This window comes from Xenorhabdus sp. SGI240 (genome assembly GCF_040081915.1).
Taxonomy (GTDB): domain Bacteria; phylum Pseudomonadota; class Gammaproteobacteria; order Enterobacterales; family Enterobacteriaceae; genus Xenorhabdus; species Xenorhabdus bakwenae.
This window is the reverse complement of the sequence record NZ_JBEBMB010000006.1, coordinates 14,330-38,278: the sequence shown is the minus strand read 5'-3', so window position 1 is coordinate 38,278 and position 23,949 is coordinate 14,330. Positions and strand designations below refer to the sequence as shown.

Genomic DNA, 23,949 nt, shown 5'->3' with positions numbered 1-23,949 from the left:
AATAGATTTTGTTTAGGTGATTAATAATTTATTGAAGTAGATGATGTGTTATTGATTTTTATCCATAATTAAATGTTTTAATTATTCAATAACAGAAATTATTACGGAGATATGATGATTTCTGTTACAAATTTTAGATGAATCAATGGCTTAATTTAAGGATATGATAAATTGTCTAGGGCACAACGTTTGTTAACTCTGATGGAAATATTGCGGAGTTATCACTTTCCCGTACAGGGCAAGGTATTGGCGCAAAAGTTGAATATTAGTTTAAGAACTCTCTATCGGGATATTGTGACTTTGCAGGATCAAGGGGCAAATATCGAGGGAGAAGCGGGTATCGGTTATGTCTTACGGCCGGGATTTGTCTTACCGCCATTAATGTTGACGCAAAGTGAGATAGAAGCCCTGGCATTAGGGGCTGGTTGGGTGGCTAGACGCGCTGATTCACAATTAAAAGCCTCTGCCAATAGTGCAATCAATAAAATTGCCTCAGTTATCCCAACAGAACTCAGACAATATCTTGAGACGAACGCATTATTAATTGGGCCTGCGGCTGCGAAAATTGAACCTTCCGTTGATATTCCGCAAATACGGCAAGCGATCAGTCATCGGCATAAAATCACTTTCACTTATTTAGATCTGAAAAACAATCAATCGACAAGAACAATATGGCCATTTGCATTGGGATATTTTGAGAATATCAGTATTGTTATTGGCTGGTGTGAATTAAGAAAATCATTTCGCCATTTCAGATCGGATAGAATGAGCCATTTGAAGATAGAACAACAGTGTTATCCCCGTTCAAGGCAGTCTTTACTTAAAGAATGGCGGGAAATGGAAAAAATATCGCGTTAACTACTGACAAAAATTGTCATACGGGTTTGTTACCTTGAAGGTTCTTAATGTACTAGCCCGCTATCTGACTGTTGGAGTTTTTTTATGTTAACCCTCACTTTTTCTACATCGGTAAATGCAAAGCCATCTCATATTTGGTCCCATTATGTCGATTTTGACTTACGAAAAAAATGGGAAGTGGATCTTGAATATTTTGAATTTGAAAGTGAAGTGAAAACAGGACAATACGGCAAAATGGTATTGAGTGGTATGCCGGAAATTCGTTTCTATCTTGCAAATATTGAAATCAATAAAGAATTCACTGACCAGGTCAATCTGCCACAGATGGGAGAGTTAACTTTCTGTCACCAAATTTTGACCGACGAAAGTAACAGGGCAAATGGCATTCAGGTGCGTGTTTCTTTTGAGCCTGAAAAGCATCTTCCTGATTCCCAGGCAGTCAGTTTTTTTAAGCAAGTGACGCAAGACTTGGTAGAAACACTTTCAAGGCTTAAAGCTGTGGTTGAAAAAACCGAGACAGAAAAACTCATTTCTGTTGTTAAACCCAATCTCCAGCTGATTTATGTCTCTGATATCGAACGTTCTACGGCCTTTTATTCAACTATTTTTAATGCGGAACCGGTTTTTTCCAGCCCGCGTTATGTCGCATTTACTGTAGGTAAAGAAGCTATTTTTGCTATTTGGAGTGGAGGAGCAAAGCCAGACAACACAATGCCACGGTTTTCAGAAATTGGTATTATGTTACCCACTTGCGAAGAGGTTGATCAACTCTTTGACAAATGGCAACGAAATCCAAATATTGACATTCAGCAGGAACCCTATACTGACGTTTTTGGTCGCACTTTTCTCGCGAAAGATCCGGATGGTCATATGATTCGGGTTTGTCTTTTGGATTAAGGGAAATGAAGATACGTTGGGTGAAAATCTTTCCGACGAGGTATCCAGGCATACCTCAACCCGCTTGGCACACGCGGTAGGCGTATTCTTATATTCTTTACTATTGGCTATTCCTAAAAATGTCACCGCTTATCCTTATGTTGTGGTTAAAAGTAGAAGGTGATTATTGGGTAAGTTTTTGTTTGTCATAAGGTTACTGATAATGTAAATCAAAGTGTAATTGGTTTATATTTGATATTGTTTCCATTTGTTACTATTAGCCTTGAGTGTTATCAGTAACTGATACTGACATAACGATTTTGTCCATATCATATTAAGAATTAACCGTTTAATGATGAATAAATATGACGAATGGACTATTTTATTTAAAATGTAAAGGGCTTAATGCTCAATGTAAGAAGGGTAATTGACATGTCAATTTTAGCCATTATTAAAGGTACGCCTATCTGGGTTTGGATTTTATTTGTTTTTCTGATTAAACGGGGTATCGATGCGTTATATGACAGAGAAATGCGTATTGATAGACTGTTTTTTATGCCGGTTTTGTTTTTAATATGGGCTGTTTACAGTGTATTAAATGAAACGACATTTCCAAATTCGGCATTCCTGGCGCTTATTGCAGGTATTGTTGTGGGAGGGGGTGTCGGATGGGGCTTATGGCATAGTCAACCAAGGTTAAGAAAGGGTAATGAAGATGGCTCAATCATTCGTTCAGGAACCCCTTTGAGTTTGAGTCTGATTCTTACTGTTTTTATAGTGAAGTTTATTATTTCTGCCATGATGAGTATTAACTCTAATTTGTTATATTCTTTCAATTTTAATTTACTGTTCGGTTTTATCTGTGGACTATCGGATGGTGTCTTTTGGGGAGGAACGCTTAATTTATTTATTCCTTATTATAAAAATAATAAAAAGGAATAAGTTGAATATATTTTATATTTCATTTTAATAAAAATGGCTGTCCGATAGTAACACTCATATGATCGAATAAGGAGAAATAAATCAAGCGCCTAATAGACGTGGTGCCAATGTGATGGTTGATCTTATGGCTGGTGGTATAGGCGATTTTATTGGGTATTGGGAATGAAAAAGAGCCTGAACGGATACTCAGGCTCTTTCATAGAAAATGGCGGTGAGGGAGGGATTCGAACCCTCGATACGTTTTCACGTATACACACTTTCCAGGCGTGCTCCTTCAGCCTCTCGGACACCTCACCGAATTTTGCTTTGTTGCATTCAATAAGAATGCACTATCGTAATTGTATTACTAATGAACCCAACTAATTATGGTTAATTTGTCAGGCATTAAAAAAGCCTGACCATTCTGTTCAGGCTCTTTCGTAGAATATGGCGGTGAGGGAGGGATTCGAACCCTCGATACGTTTTCACGTATACACACTTTCCAGGCGTGCTCCTTCAGCCTCTCGGACACCTCACCATATTTATATTGCAGTGATTTCTCTTGAGTTCATCGCTGCAACGGGGCGTTACTATAGGGAAAAGCAGGGCAGGCGTCAACAGGCTTATGACGATTTTTTCAGGCTTTTTGACCGATTAGACAAATAAAAAACAATTTGTGTGGCTGGTAGCCAATTACGGGAGTAAAAATGCTTTTTTGTTGCAACGCGTCATGGCAAATTTGTTAACCAGATAACATTATCAATATTTTCATTCCTATCTTCCTAATCGGAGGCTTGCAACCTTTCAGCAATAAGTTAACCCTATTAGAAAAACAAAAAGGAATGAGATTTTATGAACATCATTTTCTTTCACTCTTCTGCTCCTCATTTTAATTGCGATAAATGGTTTCAGGGCATACAAGCTAGGCTACCTGAGGCTAACATCCGGCAATGGGTGAGGGGTGATAATGCTCCTGCTGATTATGCTTTAGTTTGGTTGCCTCCCCATGAAATGTTATCTAGCCGCCAGGATATCAAAGGGATATTTTCGCTTGGAGCTGGAGTGGATGCCATCCTTCAAAAAGAGCTAGAAAACCCGGGAACATTACCTAAAGGGATCCCGCTAATACGTCTTGAAGATACAGGTATGGCACAGCAAATGCAGGAATATGCGGTTTCCTCAGTGTTATATTATTTCCGTCGCATGGATGAATATAAACAATATCAAGCACAGCGTCTCTGGAATCCCATGCCTGCCTATAATCGAAAAGAGTTTGTTATTGGCGTCTTGGGGGCAGGCATTTTGGGGCGTAGCGTTATTGAAAAATTGAAAGAATTTGGTTTCAACGTTCGTTGCTGGAGCCGAACGCCAAAACAAATTGATCATGTCGAGAATTTCTATGGGAAAGCACAGCTAGATGACTTTCTTTCTGAATGTAAGGTATTGATTAATATCCTGCCGGATACGCCAGAAACTCGTGGTCTCTTAAATCTTTCATTATTCAGGCAGTTAAAATCTGGCTCATATGTGATCAATATTGCACGAGGTGCCCAATTGGTAGAGCAAGATCTGCTGACAGCCATTGATAAAGGTTATGTGGCTGGTGCGACCCTTGATGTATTTGTTGACGAACCACTATCAAAATTTCACCCTTTCTGGACTCACCCACGCATTAATATCACTCCACATATCGCGGCTAAGACTATTCCTGATGAAGCTATGGATATGATTTGTGACAATATCAGACGAATGGAAAAAGGCGAATCACCCATTGGTCTCGTTGATATGCGCCGTGGTTATTAACAAGTCGCTTTACAGCAAGGCAGACGATTAGGGACAATAACAGATATCTATTATTTAGGTAAGTTATTGGGAGGTAAATTAAACCATGAACGAATTTTCTATTGTCTGCCGCATATTGGGAACATTGTTTAACCGGGCACCACAAGATCCTGTTTTGCAACCTATAATCACCCTGATTGCTGAGGGAAAATTGAAACCATTGTGGCCTTTGGAACAGGATGAGTTATTGGATAGGTTACAGAAAAACAGTGAGTTATCGGTAATTGAAGTCGATTATCATGCCTTGTTTACCGGAGCGTCTGCGGGCGTTGCAGTCTGCCGTTCTGATTATACTGATCAGGATGAAAGTGAAGTACGCCAGTTTTTGGTGGAACGAGGCATGCCTTTGTCTGATACTCCTGCCGATCAATTTGGCTCCTTATTGTTGGCTGCATCATGGCTGGAAGATCAGGCCGCAGAGGATGAAGTCCAGGCCCAGATTAAGTTGTTTGATGAATATTTGTTGCCTTGGTGTGGGCAATTTCTTGGTAAAGTTGAAGCCCATGCGACCAGCGGTTTTTATCGAACACTGGCGATGATGACCCGAGAGGCATTGCAAGCGTTACGTGAAGAGCTGGAAGTAGAGTGATCACTCACACAGATAAGTCAATCTAGCGACAATAAGTAAGGACGGGTTGTTAAATGACCCGCCTTTACTATTTTATCGATAATGAAAATTATTTATCACCCAAATCAATAACCAATTTACCGGGTTGAATTTTCAAGCCCTTGGCTAATTTTAAAGCAGCGGCTTCAGACTTGCTTTTTTCTGGATTTAAGACATAAACCGGATGAGCATCAAAAAACTCACTTAAAGACACATTCAAATAAGGGAGTAACATTTTAATTGGCGTGGCGACTTTTTCTGGTGTGGTTTGGTAATCTACGATTTCCAATTCCTTAATGAAAATAGCGCCTTTTTTCGCATCGAATAGCGGTTTAGCCCTGATAGTCAGTTTCATATCAGCATGAACCGTTCCCAGCAAGGTCACTAATTGAACTTTTGCCAGAGTTGATAATTCAATTTTTTCTGGATCCTGGCGGCCGATTTGACTGGTCAATTCTCCCAGTGTGATATTGGCTTTGGTCGCTGCGGGCAGGCTAATTTGCTTTTGATAATGAACTCTTTTTAATAAATAATCATTCAGCAAACCTTCGTTAATACTGACTTCCTTGAATTGATCACAGCCACTGATTAATCCTGCCAATACCAATACAGTCCCTAAGAAAAATAGTCTCATTGTTATCTCCTTTCGTTTTCAATGGGCAGATCTTACACTAATTATGACGTAATTAGCTCATCATATGATTAATGCTTGCCAATAATGATAGGTTCAATTTTCTTCTGGTTGAATTGAGGGGGGCAGGGCATAAGTGGTAACTAAGTCCACTAATTTTAAGTAGTAAGGTAGAGGGATATATATGATATTTTTTTATCGGCGGATGGTGATTAAAAATGCCGTAATCGCTAAATTACTTGATAAATTTTCCAAGGTAAATATCAGGAGAAAACATGTTTGGTTATCGTTCTGCATCTCCCAAGATTCGTTTTATTACGCATAGAATAGTTGTTCGTGTGGTGTATGAACGGGATACCTATAAATTGGCTGAATATTATGCAGAAAATAAAGATTTTCTTAAGCCATGGGAGCCAACAAGAGAGAGTAGTTTTTATCGACCTTCTGGATGGACAAATAGGCTGAATTATATTGCGGAATTACAGCGGCAGGGATCGGCATTTAATTTTTTGTTATTAGATCTTAATGAAAATGAAGTCATGGGGATTGCTAATTTCACTAATGTTGTACGGGGAGCGTTCCATTCCTGTTATCTGGGTTATTCTTTAGGCGAAAAATGGCAAGGTCAAGGGTTAATGTATGAAGCCTTGCAACCGACAATCCGTTATATGCAACGCCACCAAAAAATGCACCGGATTATGGCTAATTACATGCCACATAATCATCGCAGTGGAAATTTACTTAAGAGGTTAGGTTTTGAACGAGAAGGTTATGCCAGGAACTATTTAATGATTGACGGAGTTTGGCAGGATCATGTGTTGACATCACTGATTGATGATTCATGGGGATAAATTTGTTGAAAAAAGAGCAATGAATTCGGATATAGACAGTGGCCGTCTTGAGGGGTTTATTGCCAGGGCAGAGTCAATGGCATGCAGAAACGGTAAGGAATATCCCGCTGGACGCAGTTTGACCAGCGGCTGATAATTATCGTCAAGATTGCGCACGATACTGACCGGAGGGGATTTACCCACAATCAAAGTATAGAGTACGGCCCCCAACGCATAGAGATCTGTCCAGGGACCATGTTGGTTTTCTTCATTGGCAGTATATTGCTCAACGGGCGTAAAGCCGGAGCGGATGGTTATTTCTGTATCATCAGACAAGCGTGTTGTTGTTTGGCGGGTAGATCCTAAATCCAGCAATATGGGTGATTGATTCTCTTGGATCAAAATATTGTCCAAGGAAATATCACAATGTAAATAATTTCTTTGATGGAGCGTATCAAGGACATTTAACAAGGGAAACAGTATCTGACGCAGCCAATGTTCATTGATGAAATGTGGATGTTTTATCCTCAATTTATTTAATGTCATTCCCTTATAGAAGGAAGCTGCTATATATGCTGTGCAGTTTTGTTGCCAAAAGCGCAGAAAACGGGGAAGACAGGGGTGTTGGAAACAGGACATCAAATGGGCTTCACGGATAAAGTCTTGCAACCCAGCACAAAATCGTTCTTCTAATTTTTTTCCTCGTAAGTTGAGTTTCATATCTTGACGACGTATAGCAAAAGAGTGGGGCGTATATTCTTTGATAGCAATAGATTGCTTGAGATGGTGATCCCAAACACGATACACAATACTGCCGCCGCTTTTGCCAATGACTTCTTCGATTTCGAATTCATTGAGGCAGTATCCGATTGGAAGAGGGGGAGTAAAGCCAATGCTACCACCGATATGTGTCCTGTGAAAATTTTGCAAATGGATGGCCTCTTGGTTATTTCTGGACACCTGCTGATAATGACATCTCAAATAACTTCATCATTCAATGGATAGTAAGGAATGACTAGTCGTATATTGAGTTAAGCATAATGTTTATTATTTGTGATCTGTGGATGTGACTCTGTTTATGGAATATATATCTGATAGGATATGAACGAGGATTTTGTGTTCACCTTTCCAGCCATTGAAATGAATGGAAATTATTAATATTCAACATTATTATCTTGATTTCTTTGGCCTAATCGCTTTACATCTTTTATGCTCATTCCATAAAAATCAATCTTAGAAGATACCATGAATTTACTGAAATCACTGGCAGCGGTCAGCTCAATGACGATGTTCTCCCGCGTTCTGGGTTTTATTCGTGATGCCATCATTGCCCGTATATTTGGTGCGGGTATGGCAACAGATGCCTTTTTCGTTGCCTTCAAACTCCCTAACTTATTGCGTCGTATTTTTGCTGAAGGCGCTTTTTCACAAGCGTTTGTTCCGATACTTGCTGAGTATAAAAATCAGCAGGGGGATGAGGCAACACGCACCTTTATTGCCTATGTATCAGGGATGTTGACGCTGATTTTGGCGATAGTTACGGTGATTGGGGTGATTGCCGCGCCTTGGGTCATCTATGTCACGGCACCGGGTTTTACCGATACACCGGATAAATTCACTTTAACCCGTGATCTACTCAGAATTACCTTCCCTTACATTTTTTTGATATCTCTGGCTTCCTTAGCGGGAGCGGTTCTCAATACGTGGAATCGCTTTTCTGTGCCTGCCTTTGCACCAACATTGCTTAATGTCAGCATGATTATTTTTTCGCTGTTTGTGGCACCTTACTGCAATCCACCTGTGATGGCATTAGGTTGGGCAGTGATCGCTGGTGGTATTTTGCAATTGGCTTATCAGCTTCCGCACCTGAAAAAAATAGGTATGCTGGTATTACCACGAATTTCCTTTCGTGACAGCAGAGTATGGCGTGTTATTCGTCAGATGGGACCGGCTATTTTGGGGGTTTCAGTCAGTCAAATTTCACTGATCATCAATACCATTTTTGCTTCATTTCTGGTTTCTGGCTCGGTTTCGTGGATGTATTACGCCGATCGTTTAATGGAATTGCCTTCGGGAGTATTGGGCGTGGCGTTAGGGACAATCCTTTTGCCTTCACTGGCAAAAAGTTTTTCCAATGGGGATCATCAGGAATATAGAAGGCTAATGGATTGGGGGTTGCGCCTTTGCTTTTTGTTGGCTTTACCTTGCGCGGTGGCGTTGGGCATTTTAGCAGAGCCATTAACCGTGTCACTCTTCCAGTACGGCAATTTTTCTGCCTTTGATGCAGAAATGACACAACGCGCATTAATTGCGTACTGCTTTGGCCTGATGGGATTGATTGTGGTTAAAGTCCTCGCTCCTGGTTTTTACTCTCGTCAGGATATTAAAACCCCAGTCAAGATTGCGATTGCAACCCTGATTTTGACTCAGTTAATGAATCTGGCTTTTATTGGTTCATTAAAACATGCGGGGTTGGCGCTTTCTATTGGTTTGGCTGCTTGCTTCAATGCCAGTATGCTTTATTGGCAATTGCGCAAGCGTGAGATTTTTAAACCGCTGGCAGGATGGGGCATTTTCCTGTTGAAACTGGTGGTGGCCATTGCGGTCATGGTCGGGGTATTGTTGACGATATTGTGGTTTATGCCTGCCTGGGATGAGGGCAATATGGCATTGCGCCTGTTACGGTTGATGGGGGTCGTGGTTGCCGGTGCGGGGAGTTATTTTGCCACATTGGCTGTCATGGGGTTTCGATTGAAGGATTTTGCTCAACGCGGATTGCAGTAACTGATTAATTAATTGCGTTTGTATTAAGTGAACTGAAACTGGCATGATTTTTCCATGCCAGTTTCAGACAAGGTGATTACATCCGTTCTACCGTCTCAATACCCAGGGTATCCAGACCTAGCTTCAACGTTTTTGCCGTCAGCAGGGCTAATTTCAGGCGGCTCTGACGCACTTCTTCGCTATCCGCATTCAGGATTGGGCAATGTTCGTAGAAACCAGAGAACAGGCCAGCCAGATCATAGAGGTAAGCACACATTACGTGAGGCGTGCCTTCACGGGCAACGATTGTGATAGTTTCTTCAAATTGTAACAGACGCGTTGCCAGCGCTTGCTCACGTTCTTCGTTCAGAAGAATAGGGGAGGTCAGACTGTTTTCATCGATTTGTGCACGTTTGAAAATAGAATTTACGCGGGTATAGGCATATTGCATATAAGGTGCGGTATTACCTTCAAAGGCGAGCATGTTATCCCAGTCAAATACATAGTCGGTAGTCCGGTTTTTGGAGAGATCGGCATACTTCACCGCGCCAATACCTACGGCGTTGACAACTTTTTTCAGTTCGTCTTCCGACATATCTGGGTTTTTCTCACGGATCAGAGCGTCTGCACGTTCGATCGCTTCATCCAGCAAATCAGACAGTCTTACTGTACCACCTGCACGGGTTTTGAATGGTTTGCCATCTTTGCCCAACATCATGCCGAACATATGGTGTTCGAGCGACATGGATTCAGGAATGTAACCTGCCTTGCGTACGATTGTCCAGGCTTGCATCAGGTGTTGGTGTTGGCGTGAATCGATGTAGTAAAGAACCCGGTCAGCATGCAGGACTTCATGACGGTACTTGGTACAAGCGATATCCGTAGTGGTATAAAGATAGCCCCCATCTTTTTTCTGGATGATAACACCCATTGGTTCGCCTTCTTTGTTCTTATACTCATCAAAGTAAACCACGATAGCACCATCACTCTCAACGGCAAGCCCACGTTGTTTCAGGTCGGCAACAACGCCGGGCAGCATATCGTTATACAGGCTTTCACCCATAACATCGTTTTTTGTCAGCGTCACATTCAGGCGATCATAGGTTTCCTGATTCTGTGACATGGTGATATCAACCAGTTTGCGCCACATAGTCCGGCAATATTCATCTCCGCCTTGCAGTTTTACGACGTAGCTACGGGCGCGAACAGCAAATTCTTCATCTTCATCGTAAGTTTTCTTCGCTTCACGATAGAAGGCTTCCAAATCGGCTAATGCCATATCACTGGCATCTTCGTTCTGGACTTTTTCCAGATAGGCAATCAGCATCCCGAACTGAGTACCCCAGTCACCAACGTGATTGGCTCGAATGACTTTGTGCCCCAAAAACTCAAGGGTACGTGCTGCGGCATCGCCAATAATCGTGGAACGAATGTGCCCAATGTGCATTTGCTTTGCCACATTCGGCGCAGAATAGTCGATAACGATGGTTTGCGGCGCGACCGGCGTGATGCCCAGTTTTTCATCTTTCAGCGCTGTTTCAACATTGGCAGCGACCCACGTTTTATCCAGAAAGATATTGATAAAGCCAGGGCCTGCAATCTCAACTTTGCTGGCAATGCCTTGCAAGTCCAGCAAACTGACGACTTTTTCTGCTAATTGTCGGGGGGGCATGCCCGCTTTTTTCGCAGCCGCCATGACACCATTTGCCTGGTAGTCACCAAACTGAGCTTTTGCAGATTGACGGACGTGAGCTTCACTGTCGGCTGGAGCACCAGCAGCAATCAGCGCATGGCTGATTTTTTCTGAAAGAATGGCCTGAATATTCACCGGGTTACCTTAAATTACGCACAAAAGCCCCTGCATCTGGACTGTGCAAATACTCTCAAGCGTGTGGGTTAGACAAAATAACGGGTTTTATACCATATTCAGCATCCTGCATGCTACCATCAGCCGCCGCTTGCGGTATGACTTTTTGTTTTCCGTTCGCCTTTCAGGCGATAGTTTTTTGCTGGGGGAAAGATGACACACTTTTCAACAATTCCTGAATTACAGGATTTGGTGGCTGATTTATATCAGTTTGAACAAAAGCTAAAGCAGTTTGGTGAACATTTGGGCCTGGAACTTACACAGTATACAGCGGATCATATTTCCCTGCGTTGTAATGCTATTTCAATCGCTGATCGCTGGCGTCAAGGTTTTCTACAATGTGGTCAATTGTTGTCTGAAAGCAGGATCAATGGCCGGCCGATCTGCTTATTTGAGTTAGAACAGCCAATCACTTTACTTGGCTGGCAAATTGATTGTGTCGAATTACCTTATCCGGGTAAAAAGCTATATATTCACGAAGGTTGGGAACATGTCGAATTTGTCCTGCCTGTGCCACCAGAACAACTGATACCCGAAGCCTATAAATTACTGCCTGATCCGTTGCCCGTTGTTTTTCGTACAAAAGAGAGCCATCCGCACGGTGACAATGAAAGGTTACCAAATCCAACGTTAGCAGTGACAAAAGATGATGTCACAATCAAATTTCACCCTTTTTCTCTCAAAGAGATTATCAAAAATTAAACATGCTGTGTTCTTTTTGTGATCTTTATCGTAGTACTGCAACTCCGCGTAGCGATAAGCTCGTTTCAGTGAGCGATATTTGAACGAATCTGGATGAGGGATTAAGACACGCCAGGAAAAGAAGGCGCTGTTTGATACGGTACGGCATCAAGATGGGAATCAGCGGCCTTTGTCATGATTGCCAGTTCAGCACGAAGGCTTAAGGAAATCACATGACAGCACGCTACATCACGATTGATTGGGGATCGACCAATTTACGCGCCTGGCTATATCAGGGTGATGAATGTCAGGAAAGCAGGCAATCCGCAGCGGGGATCACCCGTCTCAATGGAAAATCCCCACAGGTGGTGTTAGCAGAAATCACTCAAAACTGGCGGGATGACCAAACGCCGATTGTCATGGCAGGGATGATCGGTAGCAACGTGGGTTGGAAAATTGCGCCATATTTGTCGGTTCCCATTCGGTTCTCTGCGATAGGTGAGCAATTAACCCCCGTTGCAGACAATGTCTGGATTATTCCGGGATTGTGTGTTTCACGTGAAGATAACCACAACGTGATGCGAGGCGAAGAGACTCAATTATTAGGCGCTCATCAGCTTTTTCCTGCTTCTCTTTATGTCATGCCCGGCACTCACTGTAAATGGGTATTAGCTGACGACCAACAAATCCATGATTTTCGTACTGTGATGACCGGCGAACTCCACCATTTACTTTTGCATCATTCACTGGTGGGAGCAGGGTTGCCAGAACAGGTTGCCTGTCCAGAAGCTTTTAATGCGGGGCTTAAACGGGGAATAGATTCTCCTGTGCATTTGCCATTTTTATTCGAAGTTCGCGCCTCGCATGTATTGGGTGCTCTGCCGCGCGAATATGTCAGTGAATTTTTATCCGGCCTGTTGATTGGTGCAGAAGTTGCGAGCATGAGTCACTATTTTGTGGATCAACAGGCTATCACACTTGTCGCCGGACTTTCGTTAGCGGCTCGTTATAAGCAGGCGTTCAGCGCTATCGGACGAAATATCTCTCTGGCAGACGGTGATACCGTTTTTCAGGTAGGTATAAGGAGTATCGCAAATGCTGTGGCAAACCCATCTTCCACTTATCGCTATTCTTCGCGGTATTAAACCGGACGAAACGCTTGAACACATCGCGGCGGTCATTGACGCTGGGTTCGACACCGTGGAGATCCCACTTAACTCTCCGCAGTGGGAACAGAGTATTCCGGCCATGGTGAAAGCGTTTGGCAGTAAGGCATTGATTGGAGCGGGAACTGTACTCAAACCAGAACAGGTAGATGTGTTGGCGGAAATGGGTTGCAAACTGATTGTCACGCCTAATATCCGCAGTGAAGTGATCCGCAGAGCGGTTGCTTATGGTATGACAGTATGTCCAGGTTGTGCGACGGCCACAGAGGCTTTTACCGCGCTGGAAGCGGGGGCGCAGTCATTAAAAATTTTTCCCTCATCGGCATTTGGTCCGGCTTATATCAAAGCGCTGAAAGCGGTTTTACCGCCAGAGGTGCCTGTTTTCGCCGTGGGTGGTGTAACGCCGGATAATCTGTCTCAATGGATTAACGCAGGTTGCATGGGCGCCGGTTTAGGCAGTGATCTTTATCGTGCCGGTCAATCGGTTGATCGTACTGCACGGCAGGCAACCCTATTTGTTAATGCGTATCGAGAGGCGGTGCAATGAAAATAATTAAACTCACGACTTATCGTTTGCCTCCACGCTGGTTGTTCCTAAAAATTAAAACAGATGAAGGTGTTGTCGGCTGGGGGGAACCGGTGATTGAAGGCCGTGCCCGCACAGTGGAAACGGCAGTGCACGAGCTAGGTGAATATTTGGTTGGACAAGATCCTGCCCGCATTAATGACTTATGGCAGGTGATGTATCGTGCAGGCTTTTACCGTGGTGGTCCCATTCTGATGAGTGCCCTGGCGGGAATCGATCAGGCTTTATGGGATATCAAAGGCAAAGTCTTGAATGCGCCCGTGTGGCAACTGATGGGGGGATTGGTGCGCGATAAGATCAAAGCTTATAGCTGGGTGGGCGGTGATCGCCCGTCGGAGGTGATTGACGGTATTAAAACCTTACGGAAGATCGGTTTTGATACATTCAAATTAAATGGTTGTGAAGAACTGAGCATCATTGATGATTTGCGAAAAATCGACACTGCCGTCAATACGGTAGCGCAGATCCGAGCAGTGTTCGGTAATGAAATTGAATTTGGGCTTGATTTCCACGGTCGTGTTAGCGCACCCATGGCGAAGGTATTAATTAAGGCGTTAGAGCCATATCATCCTTTATTTATTGAAGAACCGGTGCTGGCGGAACAGGCAGAATATTATCCCCGTCTGGCAGCGCAAACCCATATTCCAATTGCGGCAGGTGAGCGTATGTTTTCCCGTTTTGAATTTAAACGTGTACTGGAAACGGGCGGTCTGGCAATTCTTCAGCCAGATGTATCGCATGCGGGAGGCATTACCGAATGCTACAAAATTGCGGGCATGGCTGAAGCTTATGATGTCGCACTGGCACCACATTGCCCACTAGGGCCGATTGCGCTGGCCGCTTGTTTGCACATCGATTTCATATCACGTAATGCGGTATTTCAGGAGCAGAGTATGGGCATTCATTACAATAAAGGAGCGGAATTACTTGATTTTGTGAAAAATAAAGAAGATTTCAGTATGGAAGGGGGGTTCTTTAAACCCTTAATGAAACCGGGTCTTGGTGTTGAAATTGATGAAGCACAGGTCATTGAGCGCAGCAAAAATGTACCAGACTGGCGAAATCCAATGTGGCGATATAAAGATGGCTCCGTTGCTGAATGGTAATTTTGTCTGTTATTAAATAAATAATTAAATCAATGTGTTCTTTTACACACTCTGTTAACTATAGGGCAGGGTGAACGGTTTCACTGTGCCCAAAATCTGGAGACAGATTGAGATGAATATTTCAGTAACAACTGCGAAAATTGGGCGTCGGCGCTATCTGACGTTGATAATGATCTTTATTACGGTCGTTATTTGTTATGTTGATCGGGCCAACCTTGCTGTTGCGTCAGCAAATATCCAGAAAGAGTTTGCTATCACGAAAACGGAAATGGGTTATCTCTTTTCTGCTTTCTCCTGGTTTTATACCTTATGTCAAATTCCCGGGGGGTGGTTCCTTGATCGCGTTGGCTCACGCGTGACCTATTTTATTGCCATTTTGGGCTGGTCAGTGGCGACGCTATTACAGGGCTTTGCAATCGGGCTGATGTCACTCATTGGATTACGTTCCATTATTGGTATTTTTGAAGCACCGACATTTCCCACCAATAACCGTATGGTAACAAGCTGGTTCCCTGAACATGAACGTGCCTCTGCCGTTGGTTTTTACACATCGGGGCAGTTTGTCGGGCTTGCTTTTCTGACGCCATTTCTAATATGGATCCAGGAATTAATTAGCTGGCACTGGGTTTTTTTCCTGACCGGGGGTATCGGAATTATTTGGTCATTAATCTGGATTAACGTTTATCGGCAGCCACGGTTAACAAAAAACATGCGTCATGCGGAGCTTGAATATATTCGCATGGGCGGAGGATTAGTCGATGATGACTCGCCAGCTAAGAAAATGGCACGCCAGTCTCTGACTATCGCTGACTGGAAGCTGGTATTCCACTATAAGCTGGTGGGTGTCTATCTGGGGCAATTTGCCGTCGCTTCAACGTTGTGGTTCTTTTTGACCTGGTTCCCGAGTTATTTGACTCAGGAGAAGGGGATTACTGCTCTAAAAGTCGGTTTCATGACTACCGTTCCGTTTCTGGCTGCATTTCTCGGTGTACTGCTCTCTGGCTGGTTGGCAGATAAAATGGTACGTAAAGGTTTTTCTTTGGGGGCGGCGCGTAAGACCCCGATTATTTGTGGTTTGATAATTTCCGCCTGTATTATGGGCGCCAATTACACTAACAACCCGATATGGATCATGGTGCTAATGGCACTGGCTTTCTTTGGTAACGGCTTTGCCTCCATTACCTGGTCACTGGTTTCTTCACTGGCACCGATGCATTTGATTGGTTTGACCGGCGGTATCTTTAATTTTGTCGGCGGGTTGGGGGGGATCTCTGTACCACTTGTGATTGGCTATTTGGCGCAGAGTTACGGTTTTTCTCCAGCACTGGTTTACATTTCTGTCGTCACATTGATTGGTGCACTCTCCTATATCTTTCTTGTGGGCGATGTGAAACGTGTCGGCTAATTGGGCGTTTATATCCGAGGGGCTTTGAATGATAAAGCTGGAAATTTGTTGTTATAGCGTAAACTGTGCTCTGGTTGCACAAAAGGCAGGCGCTGATCGCATTGAATTGTGTGCAAGCCCGTCGGAAGGTGGGGTAACACCCAGCATCGGAGCATTGCAGCACGCACGACAGAGTTTATCCATTGCAGTACATCCTATTGTACGGCCAAGAGGAGGAGATTTCTGTTACAGCAACATTGATTTTGAAGTGATGAAAAATGATGTTGCTCGTATCCGTGATATGGGATTTCCTGGCGTCGTTTTCGGCGTGCTAAACGAAGAAGGGCATATCGACAGGCTGCGTATGCGGCAATTGATGTCATTGTCAGGAAATATGGCAATCACTTTTCATCGCGCCTTTGATATGTGTTTTAATCCACATGTTGCGTTGGAACAACTGACAGAGCTTGGTGTGCAGCGTATTTTAACTTCGGGTCAGCAACAAAGTGCTGAGTTGGGATTACCTTTATTAAACGAGTTGTTACAGGCTAGCCAGGGACCGATTATTATGCCCGGGGCGGGAGTCAGAATGAGTAATATCAGTAAATTCCTGGAAATTGGCATAACAGAAGTCCACAGTTCAGCAGGTAAGATCGTGCCTTCTGCCATGAAATACCGGAAAGCCGGCGTAAAAATGAGTTCTGATGACAGTGATGTAGATGAATATGCTTATCACTGTGTTGATGGACAGTTAGTTGAATCGATGAAGGGCGTGATGAGTTTGGTTCAACGTAAAAAATAGCACACGCTTTATTTCATATAAACCCCCAGTGACATTGTCAAAGATGTCACTGGGGTAATCAGCCAGCAAAGTAATAATTTAAAATATAAAGTAAAAGATTATGGCTTGCGGGCAATAAGTACTGCCCGCAGTGGTGCGGGGTAGCCTTCTGTCGTTTTGCTCTGGTCAGTTGGATCAAGAAAATCGATCAGCGATTCAGTCTTCATCCATTCTGTCTGGCGCTGTTCATCCAAAGTCGTCATTGCATGATTAACAATTCGAACATCAATAAAACCACATTTTTCCAGCCAGACTTTCAGCATTTTGGCAGACGGAATAAAGTAGACATTCCGCATTTGAGCATAACGCTCACCCGGAATGAGGCATTGATGTTCGTCCCCCTCAATCACCAGGCTTTCCAAAACTAATTCCCCGCCGGAAACTAACTGGTTTTTCAGTTGCCATAAATGGTCGAAGGGGGAGCGGCGATGGTAAAGCACGCCCATTGAAAACACCGTATCAAAGGCTTTTAGTTCGGGTAATTGTTCAACGCCCAAGGGCAGAAGATGGGCACGCTGATCGTTACCCAGTAACTTTCTGGTGGCTTCAAATTGGCAAAGGAAAAGCTGGGTTGGGTCAATACCGACAACTAAATGGGCACCTTCACCCACCATGCGCCACATGTGGTAACCACTGCCACAGCCGACATCAAGGACGGTTCTGCCTGCTAAAGAAGAAATATGGGGAAGGACGCGATCCCATTTCCAGTCAGAACGCCATTCGGTATCAATCTCCACACCATACAGTGAAAAAGGTCCTTTACGCCATGGCATCAATAGCTTCAGGATATTTTGAATACGGGCTTTTTCACCGTTTGGTAGCTCGGGTTCATGGTTCGCAATGACACCATTTTTCAGATCAAGTTGGGTGGGGTTAATTTCAGGCAGGTTCTCCAGAATTTTTACCCATGAACTGAACTGACCATGCAATGAGGCTTGTTGCCAATGGCTTAATTGTGCAGGCAGGCATTCCAACCAGTGACTTAAGTGGTTTTTGGCGATCAATTGATAAAAGTTACCGAAATCAATCATTGTTCAGCTCCTTTTATTGCTAATAATGAGCCAAAGTTAAAACATTGGAACCAGACTTCCACATGCTGGAATCCTGCTTGTTTGAGGCGTGACTTGTGAGTTTCAACAGGATCTGTCCGCATGACATTTTCCAGCATACTGCGTTTTTGGCTGATCTCCAGTTCGCTGTAACCATTGGCTCGCTTGAAATCATAGTGCATGTTGAATAGCAACTCGCCAATCTGCTCATCTTCAAAATTGAATTTTTCAGATAGCACCAAAACGCCTCCGGGTTTTAGACCGGCATAGATTTTATCCAGCATTTTCTGGCGATCATCAGGGTGCAGGAACTGTAATGTGAAATTCAAAACGACCATTGATGCATTTTGAATGTCGGTATCAAGAATATCCTGTTCGATGATTTCAACGGGGATATTGGCTTTGAAAGAGTCAATATGGCGGCGGCAGCGTTCGATCATTGCCGGTGAGTTATCGACGGCAATAATACGGCAGCCCTTTGTATGGGGATGGACACTATTATCTTCGGAACGAATATCTTCGGAACTAATAGCACGACGGATTGACAGCGTGGCTGCACCAAGGGAGCAACCGAGATCGTAAATTTGACTATTTGGTGTTACAAAACGTTCTGCCAGCATACCTATCATGGAAATGATGTTGGAATAACCGGGAATTGAACGTTTCACCATATCAGGAAAGACTTCGGCAACGCGTTCATCGAAACTCCAGTTACCTAAATTGGCAATTGGGGCAGAGAACAGGCTGTCCCGTTGATTATGAGATTCTTGATTTGACATAACAGCATTGATTTTGGAAACAATAAGAAGCGGTTATTCTAACAGAATGCAGGAAAAGGCAGAAAGGGGGATAATCAATAGATAGACCCTCAGGCGGTAGCACACCGCCCTGGGTATCACTCTAATCACCTATGCTTTGCCATTGAGCAAAAACGCAAAATATGCAGCAAACTATTTATACAGGGAATAGATTATGTATAGAGAGAAAAGATCTGCTCCCACGGTAAATAGTAGATGTTGTTAAGAATCATTATGATCATTGAGATATAGGTTGCTGCCATGCCCATACGTCGCCAGCGTATTTCTCGATGACGTAAGCCAAAGTAGTGTAGTATTCTGCCTGATAGTAATACCAATCCACAAATATGCAGCATCCAAACGGGGGCACCATTCATCTCCATCACAATCAATAACAACATTGAAATTGGAATGTATTCAACTGCATTACCATGAACCCGGATGGCTGTTTGTAATTCATAAAAACCGCCATCGCCATAAGCGACCCGATATTGGGTTCTTAATTTGACGACATCCAGAGACAGCTTAATTAACAGTAGTGCGCCCAGTACGATATAAAGCGAGCTAACCATTTTTTAACTCCAATTGCCTAACCAAAAAACGGCCAAATGATGATAAACCGCAAAAAGAAAACTGTCGCTATAAATCATAGTATTTAATAATAAATTCTATGAATGTTAACGGATAGCAAAAAATTGTCTTGTCAAGAACGGCGTTATGGCCTTATCTCCGGTCAGAATTTCCAGTATAATGGCGACCTTTTTTTGTAATTCTTTCTGAAAAACAATGCCAAAATTTCCGCAGCAGAAAGCATAACGAGCTGAGTAAAAGGATATTGTATGCGTACTAATTATTGTGGGCAGTTGAACCTGACCCATGAAGGCCAGAAAGTGACTCTTTGTGGATGGGTAAATCGTCGCCGTGATTTAGGTGGTTTGATCTTTATTGATATGCGAGATCGCGAGGGTATCGTTCAGGTATTTTTTGACCCAGACCAGAAAGAGGTCTTTGCTCAGGCTTCTGAACTGCGTAATGAATTTTGTATTCAAATTATGGGGATTGCGCGCGCGCGCCCTGATAACCAAATCAATAAAGAGATGGCAACCGGCGAAATTGAAGTGTTCGCAGAAAGCCTGATGGTTTTCAACCGCTCGGAGCCATTGCCTCTGGACAGCAACCAGAATAACAGTGAAGAGCAGCGCCTGAAATTCCGCTATCTTGATCTGCGTCGCACTGAGATGTCGCAGCGTCTGAAAACCCGTGCAAAGATCACCAGTTTTGTGCGTCGTTTTATGGATACTGCGGGTTTCATTGATGTTGAAACACCAATGCTGACGAAGGCAACACCAGAAGGTGCGCGTGACTATTTAGTGCCAAGTCGCGTACATAAAGGTGAATTTTATGCACTGCCGCAGTCTCCGCAGCTTTTCAAACAGTTGTTGATGATGTCTGGCTTAGACCGTTATTACCAGATTGTGAAGTGCTTCCGCGATGAAGACCTGCGTGCCGATCGTCAACCTGAGTTTACCCAGATCGACGTTGAAACCTCGTTTATGACCGCTGAACAAGTTCGCGAAATCATGGAAAAAATGATCCGTGAACTGTGGCTGGATGTGAAAGATGTCGATTTGGGCTGCTTCCCAATGATGACATTTGAAGAAGCTATGCGCCGTTTTGGTTCAGATAAACCAGACTTGCGTAACCCTCTGGAATTGGTGGATATCGCCGATCTGGTTAAAGACGTGGAATTCTCTGTTTTTGCCGAACCGGCAAATAATCCAAAAGGTCGTGTTGCGGCTATTCGCGTGCCCGGTGGGGCAGAGCTAAGTCGCAAGCAAATTGATGAGTACGGTAAATTTGTTGGCATTTATGGCGCGAAGGGTTTGGCATGGATGAAAGTAAATAACTGTGCTGCTGGCCTGGAAGGCGTGCAAAGCCCGATAGCTAAGTTCCTGTCTGCGGAAGTGGTTGAAGCCCTGCTGTCCCGTACCAATGCGCAAGATGGTGATATCCTGTTCTTTGGCGCTGACCGGAAAAATGTTGTTACTGATGCGATGGGAGCACTGCGCCTGAAATTGGGCCGCGACTTGAACATCACCGATCTGGCAAGCTGGAAACCGCTTTGGGTTATTGATTTCCCTATGTTCGAAGACAACGGAGCTGGCGGCTTGACGGCAATGCATCATCCATTTACTTCTCCGCGTGATATGTCGACGGCTGAATTGGAAAGTAACCCAGAATCCGCTATCGCTAACGCTTACGACATGGTGATCAATGGCTATGAAGTGGGGGGAGGTTCTGTCCGTATCCATCGCAATGAAATGCAGCAGGTGGTATTCCACATTCTGGGAATCAATGAGCAGGAACAGCAGGAAAAATTTGGTTTCTTGCTGAATGCCCTGAAATACGGCACACCGCCACATGCCGGTTTGGCTTTCGGTTTGGATCGCCTCGTCATGTTGTTGACTGATACCGATAATATTCGTGATGTGATCGCTTTCCCGAAAACAACGGCTGCGGCATGTTTGATGACGGATGCACCAAGCCCAGCGAGCTCAGCAGCGTTGGAAGAACTGGCTATTTCAGTCGTTAAAAAAGAGAACGAATAATGGCTTATAAGCGCCCTGAATCTGTACTGGTTATGATTTACGCCGTTGACAGCAAAAGGGTGCTGATGCTACAGCGCCGGGACGATCCTGAATTTTGGCAATCTGTGACAGGTAGCCTTGAAGAGGACGAAAAACCGCCGGAGGCGGCGTTACGTGAAGTACAGGAAGAGACAGGCATTGATATTATCAATGAAAATCTTGAACTGAAAGATTGTCAACGCTGTCTTTATTATGAGATTTTCTCGCACCTACGGCATCGATATGCTCCGGGGATAACGCGCAATAAAGAACATTGGTTCTCTCTGGCGTTATCTGAGGAGCGAGAAATTTTGCTGACCGAACATCTGGCTTATCAATGGCTGGCTGCGGAAGAAGCGGCCAGATTGACGAAGTCGTGGAGCAATCGGCAAGCAATTGAAGAATTTGTCATTTAGTCTACAAGATGTTTTATCGGAGATATTTGCATGGCAGGTCATAGTAAATGGGCCAATACGAAACACCGCAAAGCTGCACAGGATGCAAAACGCGGTAAGATTTTCACGAAAATTATCCGTGAATTAGTCACGGCTGCGCGATTGGGCGGTGGTGATCCAGATTCCAACCCACGTCTGCGAGCTGCCGTCGATAAAGCGCTGTCCAACAATATGACTCGTGATACGTTGAATCGTGCAATTGCCCGTGGTGTTGGCAGCGACGAATCGGACAACATGGAAACCATCATTTATGAAGGCTACGGCCCTGGTGGTACGGCAGTGATGGTTGAATGCCTGAGTGATAACCGTAACCGCACGGTTTCCGAAGTTCGTCATGCGTTCACCAAAACAGGTGGTAACTTAGGAACTGACGGTTCTGTTGCTTATCTGTTCACCAAGAAAGGGGTTATTTCCTACGCACCAGGCCTGGACGAAGATGCGGTGATGGAAGCAGCATTGGAAGCGGGTGCTGACGATGTTGAAACTTATGATGATGGTGCGATTGACGTCTATACTACTCCAGAGTCTTTTGGCGAAGTTAAAGATGCACTGGATGCAGCAGGCTTCAAGGCAGATTCTGCGGAAGTTTCTATGATCCCATCGACGAAAGCGGAACTGGATGCAGAAACTGCGCCTAAATTACTGCGTCTGATCGATATGCTTGAAGATTCTGACGATGTGCAGGAAGTTTATCATAATGGTGAAATCTCTGATGAAGTTGCAGCACTGTTGTAATTAGCATTAGGATTCACAGCGTAGAGAAAGTGTTCCTCGAATCAGGGCACTTTCTCTAACGTTTTTATCCCATATCACAGGCAAACCGATTTAAGCGAATAATTCGATATGGCGATTATTCTTGGTATTGACCCTGGCTCCAGAGTCACGGGATATGGCGTTATTCGCCAGCAGGGACGACAACTTATCTATCTCGGTAGCGGTTGTATTCGAACAAAAGTAGATGACTTACCCGGTCGTTTGCAGAAGATTTACGCCGGAATTACTGAAATTATCACTCAATTCCAGCCCACAGTTTTTGCCATAGAGCAAGTTTTCATGGCAAAAAATGCAGACTCTGCCTTGAAATTAGGGCAGGCGCGAGGTGTAGCAATTGTTGCGGCTTCTAACCAATCCATACCGGTATTTGAATATGCCGCCCGTCAGGTTAAACAGACTGTAGTCGGTACGGGAGCGGCTGAAAAAAGCCAGATACAGCACATGGTTCGTTCGATGTTGAAACTGTCTGCTAATCCGCAGGCCGATGCTGCCGATGCGTTGGCTATTGCGATTACACATTGTCATCTCAGTCAAAATTTACTTCGGGTAGGTAATGCGCGGTTAAATTTAACGCGAGGCCGTCTGAAATAGATAGTGCTGGATATACATCCAGTTTTTTTTGTGCTATAAGCTAGCGGAACGATTTATTTTATTTTCAGGGGGTAAGCAGTGATAGGGCGTTTGAGAGGAACCGTGTTGGAAAAACAGCCACCGCTGGTTTTGTTGGAAACTCATGGTGTCGGTTATGAAGTTCATATGCCAATGACCTGTTTTTATGAACTGCCTGAAATTGGTCAGGAAACTATCTTATTTACACAATTTATTGTGCGTGAAGATGCCCAGCTATTATACGGTTTTAATGATAAACAAGAGCGTGCACTGTTCCGTGAACTGATTAAGGCCAATGGCGTTGGGCCTAAATTAGCGCTGGCGATCCTGTCGGGTATGTCTGCCCAGCAATTCGTTACGGCTATAGAGCAAGAAGCGATTGCTTCACTGGTTAAGTTGCCGGGTGTTGGCAAAAAAACGGCTGAAAGGCTGGTCGTAGAGATGAAAGATCGCTTTAAGGGGCTTAATGGCGATCTATTTAACCAAAGTAGTGATGTTAATTTGCCTGCTGTCAGCAAACAAGCGAATTCCGCTGCCGATATTGAAGCAGAAGCCGCAGCGGCACTGGTTTCTCTGGGATATAAACCACAGGAAGCCAGCCGGATGGTAAACAAAGTTGCTAAACCGGGTGCAGATTGTGAAACCCTTATTCGAGAAGCGCTTCGAGCGGCTCTGTAAT

Annotated in this window: 24 protein-coding genes and 2 tRNA genes; 18 read left to right on the top strand and 8 right to left on the bottom strand. The window is 44.0% G+C overall.

Annotation, left to right across the window (positions count from 1 at the left end):
• The first annotated feature begins 171 nt into the window (after positions 1-171).
• From ABLA76_RS02285 to ABLA76_RS02275, 3 genes are all read left to right on the top strand, one after another.
• On the top strand, positions 172-858 hold the full coding sequence (locus ABLA76_RS02285; protein WP_285810862.1) for a YafY family protein: 687 nt from the start codon (positions 172-174) through the stop codon (positions 856-858).
• Positions 859-942: 84 nt separating this feature from the next.
• A complete protein-coding gene (locus tag ABLA76_RS02280; protein WP_348986704.1) occupies positions 943-1,755 on the top strand; it encodes a VOC family protein in 813 nt (270 codons plus the stop codon).
• Between the two features lie 411 nt (positions 1,756-2,166).
• Positions 2,167-2,676: a DUF6622 family protein gene (locus ABLA76_RS02275; RefSeq protein WP_348986703.1), complete on the top strand. Its 510-nt coding sequence runs from the start codon at positions 2,167-2,169 to the stop codon at positions 2,674-2,676.
• Between the two features lie 206 nt (positions 2,677-2,882).
• Here the strand turns inward: ABLA76_RS02275 and ABLA76_RS02270 are convergent.
• Both ABLA76_RS02270 and ABLA76_RS02265 read right to left on the bottom strand, forming a co-directional pair.
• Positions 2,883-2,972, bottom strand: a tRNA-Ser gene (locus ABLA76_RS02270).
• A gap of 131 nt (positions 2,973-3,103) precedes the next feature.
• Positions 3,104-3,193 (bottom strand) — tRNA-Ser (locus ABLA76_RS02265).
• Positions 3,194-3,507: 314 nt separating this feature from the next.
• On the opposite strand from ABLA76_RS02265, the gene ghrA reads away from it, so the two are divergent.
• Together ghrA and ABLA76_RS02255 are read left to right on the top strand one after the other, a co-directional pair.
• On the top strand, positions 3,508-4,458 hold the full coding sequence (gene ghrA / locus ABLA76_RS02260) for a glyoxylate/hydroxypyruvate reductase GhrA (RefSeq protein ID WP_047769979.1): 951 nt from the start codon (positions 3,508-3,510) through the stop codon (positions 4,456-4,458).
• An 85-nt stretch (positions 4,459-4,543) separates the two neighbouring features.
• On the top strand, positions 4,544-5,086 hold the full coding sequence (locus tag ABLA76_RS02255; protein ID WP_047769981.1) for a molecular chaperone: 543 nt from the start codon (positions 4,544-4,546) through the stop codon (positions 5,084-5,086).
• Positions 5,087-5,174: 88 nt separating this feature from the next.
• On the opposite strand, the gene ABLA76_RS02250 is transcribed toward ABLA76_RS02255, so the two are convergent.
• Positions 5,175-5,738 (bottom strand): lipoprotein, encoded by a 564-nt coding sequence (locus ABLA76_RS02250; RefSeq protein WP_348986702.1) that lies wholly within the window; start codon positions 5,736-5,738, stop codon positions 5,175-5,177.
• Between the two features lie 272 nt (positions 5,739-6,010).
• On the opposite strand from ABLA76_RS02250, the gene rimJ reads away from it, so the two are divergent.
• Positions 6,011-6,586, top strand: coding sequence for a ribosomal protein S5-alanine N-acetyltransferase (gene rimJ / locus ABLA76_RS02245; RefSeq protein WP_348986701.1), 576 nt, complete (start codon positions 6,011-6,013; stop codon positions 6,584-6,586).
• Here rimJ and ABLA76_RS02240 read toward each other — a convergent pair.
• Entirely contained in the window at positions 6,575-7,495 is a 921-nt protein-coding gene (locus tag ABLA76_RS02240) for a protein kinase (RefSeq protein ID WP_348986700.1), read from the bottom strand. The genes rimJ and ABLA76_RS02240 overlap by 12 nt on opposite strands.
• Before the next feature lie 315 nt (positions 7,496-7,810).
• Between ABLA76_RS02240 and murJ the strand changes: the two genes are divergently transcribed.
• Entirely contained in the window at positions 7,811-9,349 is a 1,539-nt protein-coding gene (gene murJ, locus ABLA76_RS02235) for a murein biosynthesis integral membrane protein MurJ (protein WP_047769987.1), read from the top strand.
• Positions 9,350-9,425: 76 nt separating this feature from the next.
• Here the strand turns inward: murJ and argS are convergent, their stop codons facing one another.
• Entirely contained in the window at positions 9,426-11,156 is a 1,731-nt protein-coding gene (gene argS, locus ABLA76_RS02230) for an arginine--tRNA ligase (RefSeq protein WP_348986699.1), read from the bottom strand.
• Between the two features lie 192 nt (positions 11,157-11,348).
• Here argS and ABLA76_RS02225 point away from each other — a divergent pair, with 192 nt between their 5' ends.
• The 6 genes from ABLA76_RS02225 (at position 11,349) to cutC (ending at position 16,920) form a co-directional block, all read left to right on the top strand.
• Positions 11,349-11,897, top strand: a complete 549-nt coding sequence (locus tag ABLA76_RS02225) for a VOC family protein (protein WP_348986698.1) — start codon at positions 11,349-11,351, stop codon at positions 11,895-11,897.
• A gap of 212 nt (positions 11,898-12,109) precedes the next feature.
• Entirely contained in the window at positions 12,110-13,021 is a 912-nt protein-coding gene (locus ABLA76_RS02220; protein ID WP_348986697.1) for a 2-dehydro-3-deoxygalactonokinase, read from the top strand.
• Entirely contained in the window at positions 12,972-13,589 is a 618-nt protein-coding gene (locus tag ABLA76_RS02215) for a 2-dehydro-3-deoxy-6-phosphogalactonate aldolase (RefSeq protein ID WP_348986696.1), read from the top strand. Before ABLA76_RS02220 ends, ABLA76_RS02215 begins: the two co-directional genes overlap by 50 nt.
• Positions 13,586-14,734, top strand: a complete 1,149-nt coding sequence (gene dgoD, locus ABLA76_RS02210) for a galactonate dehydratase (RefSeq protein ID WP_348986695.1) — start codon at positions 13,586-13,588, stop codon at positions 14,732-14,734. Before ABLA76_RS02215 ends, dgoD begins: the two co-directional genes overlap by 4 nt.
• A gap of 112 nt (positions 14,735-14,846) precedes the next feature.
• A complete protein-coding gene (locus ABLA76_RS02205; RefSeq protein WP_348986694.1) occupies positions 14,847-16,139 on the top strand; it encodes an MFS transporter in 1,293 nt (430 codons plus the stop codon).
• A 28-nt stretch (positions 16,140-16,167) separates the two neighbouring features.
• Entirely contained in the window at positions 16,168-16,920 is a 753-nt protein-coding gene (gene cutC, locus ABLA76_RS02200; RefSeq protein WP_047770006.1) for a copper homeostasis protein CutC, read from the top strand.
• Positions 16,921-17,018: 98 nt separating this feature from the next.
• On the opposite strand, the gene cmoB is transcribed toward cutC, so the two are convergent.
• The 3 genes from cmoB to ABLA76_RS02185 form a co-directional block, all read right to left on the bottom strand.
• Positions 17,019-17,990 (bottom strand): tRNA 5-methoxyuridine(34)/uridine 5-oxyacetic acid(34) synthase CmoB, encoded by a 972-nt coding sequence (gene cmoB / locus ABLA76_RS02195; RefSeq protein WP_047770008.1) that lies wholly within the window; start codon positions 17,988-17,990, stop codon positions 17,019-17,021.
• The gene (gene cmoA, locus ABLA76_RS02190; RefSeq protein ID WP_285810840.1) at positions 17,987-18,787 is read right to left on the bottom strand and encodes a carboxy-S-adenosyl-L-methionine synthase CmoA; all 801 of its coding nucleotides are present in this window, start codon (positions 18,785-18,787) and stop codon (positions 17,987-17,989) included. The genes cmoB and cmoA overlap by 4 nt, the downstream gene beginning before the upstream one ends.
• 191 nt (positions 18,788-18,978) lie before the next feature.
• Positions 18,979-19,377, bottom strand: a complete 399-nt coding sequence (locus ABLA76_RS02185; protein WP_047770012.1) for an MAPEG family protein — start codon at positions 19,375-19,377, stop codon at positions 18,979-18,981.
• 267 nt (positions 19,378-19,644) lie between these two features.
• Here ABLA76_RS02185 and aspS point away from each other — a divergent pair, with 267 nt between their 5' ends.
• From aspS to ruvA, 5 genes are all read left to right on the top strand, one after another.
• Positions 19,645-21,414, top strand: a complete 1,770-nt coding sequence (gene aspS, locus ABLA76_RS02180; RefSeq protein ID WP_348986693.1) for an aspartate--tRNA ligase — start codon at positions 19,645-19,647, stop codon at positions 21,412-21,414.
• Positions 21,414-21,848, top strand: a complete 435-nt coding sequence (nudB, locus tag ABLA76_RS02175; RefSeq protein WP_348986692.1) for a dihydroneopterin triphosphate diphosphatase — start codon at positions 21,414-21,416, stop codon at positions 21,846-21,848. Before aspS ends, nudB begins: the two co-directional genes overlap by 1 nt.
• A 30-nt stretch (positions 21,849-21,878) precedes the next feature.
• The gene (locus ABLA76_RS02170; protein ID WP_047770018.1) at positions 21,879-22,622 is read left to right on the top strand and encodes a YebC/PmpR family DNA-binding transcriptional regulator; all 744 of its coding nucleotides are present in this window, start codon (positions 21,879-21,881) and stop codon (positions 22,620-22,622) included.
• Positions 22,623-22,730: 108 nt separating this feature from the next.
• The gene (ruvC, locus tag ABLA76_RS02165) at positions 22,731-23,252 is read left to right on the top strand and encodes a crossover junction endodeoxyribonuclease RuvC (protein ID WP_047770020.1); all 522 of its coding nucleotides are present in this window, start codon (positions 22,731-22,733) and stop codon (positions 23,250-23,252) included.
• A gap of 78 nt (positions 23,253-23,330) precedes the next feature.
• A complete protein-coding gene (ruvA, locus tag ABLA76_RS02160; RefSeq protein ID WP_348986691.1) occupies positions 23,331-23,948 on the top strand; it encodes a Holliday junction branch migration protein RuvA in 618 nt (205 codons plus the stop codon).
• Position 23,949: the final 1 nt, after the last annotated feature.

What these genes read in the sequence shown, in the direction of transcription:
- ABLA76_RS02205 (WP_348986694.1), top strand. Translation starts at nt 14,847, where the DNA reads ATGAATATTTCAGTAACAACTGCGAAAATTGGGCGTCGGCGCTATCTG.
- rimJ (WP_348986701.1), top strand. Translation starts at nt 6,011, where the DNA reads ATGTTTGGTTATCGTTCTGCATCTCCCAAGATTCGTTTTATTACGCAT.
- cmoA (WP_285810840.1), bottom strand. Translation starts at nt 18,787, where the DNA reads ATGTCAAATCAAGAATCTCATAATCAACGGGACAGCCTGTTCTCTGCC.
- dgoD (WP_348986695.1), top strand. Translation starts at nt 13,586, where the DNA reads ATGAAAATAATTAAACTCACGACTTATCGTTTGCCTCCACGCTGGTTG.
- ABLA76_RS02255 (WP_047769981.1), top strand. Translation starts at nt 4,544, where the DNA reads ATGAACGAATTTTCTATTGTCTGCCGCATATTGGGAACATTGTTTAAC.
- murJ (WP_047769987.1), top strand. Translation starts at nt 7,811, where the DNA reads ATGAATTTACTGAAATCACTGGCAGCGGTCAGCTCAATGACGATGTTC.
- ABLA76_RS02280 (WP_348986704.1), top strand. Translation starts at nt 943, where the DNA reads ATGTTAACCCTCACTTTTTCTACATCGGTAAATGCAAAGCCATCTCAT.
- ABLA76_RS02250 (WP_348986702.1), bottom strand. Translation starts at nt 5,738, where the DNA reads ATGAGACTATTTTTCTTAGGGACTGTATTGGTATTGGCAGGATTAATC.
- ABLA76_RS02185 (WP_047770012.1), bottom strand. Translation starts at nt 19,377, where the DNA reads ATGGTTAGCTCGCTTTATATCGTACTGGGCGCACTACTGTTAATTAAG.
- ruvC (WP_047770020.1), top strand. Translation starts at nt 22,731, where the DNA reads ATGGCGATTATTCTTGGTATTGACCCTGGCTCCAGAGTCACGGGATAT.
- ABLA76_RS02170 (WP_047770018.1), top strand. Translation starts at nt 21,879, where the DNA reads ATGGCAGGTCATAGTAAATGGGCCAATACGAAACACCGCAAAGCTGCA.
- ABLA76_RS02275 (WP_348986703.1), top strand. Translation starts at nt 2,167, where the DNA reads ATGTCAATTTTAGCCATTATTAAAGGTACGCCTATCTGGGTTTGGATT.
- ABLA76_RS02225 (WP_348986698.1), top strand. Translation starts at nt 11,349, where the DNA reads ATGACACACTTTTCAACAATTCCTGAATTACAGGATTTGGTGGCTGAT.
- nudB (WP_348986692.1), top strand. Translation starts at nt 21,414, where the DNA reads ATGGCTTATAAGCGCCCTGAATCTGTACTGGTTATGATTTACGCCGTT.
- aspS (WP_348986693.1), top strand. Translation starts at nt 19,645, where the DNA reads ATGCGTACTAATTATTGTGGGCAGTTGAACCTGACCCATGAAGGCCAG.
- cutC (WP_047770006.1), top strand. Translation starts at nt 16,168, where the DNA reads ATGATAAAGCTGGAAATTTGTTGTTATAGCGTAAACTGTGCTCTGGTT.
- ABLA76_RS02220 (WP_348986697.1), top strand. Translation starts at nt 12,110, where the DNA reads ATGACAGCACGCTACATCACGATTGATTGGGGATCGACCAATTTACGC.
- ABLA76_RS02215 (WP_348986696.1), top strand. Translation starts at nt 12,972, where the DNA reads ATGCTGTGGCAAACCCATCTTCCACTTATCGCTATTCTTCGCGGTATT.
- cmoB (WP_047770008.1), bottom strand. Translation starts at nt 17,990, where the DNA reads ATGATTGATTTCGGTAACTTTTATCAATTGATCGCCAAAAACCACTTA.
- ghrA (WP_047769979.1), top strand. Translation starts at nt 3,508, where the DNA reads ATGAACATCATTTTCTTTCACTCTTCTGCTCCTCATTTTAATTGCGAT.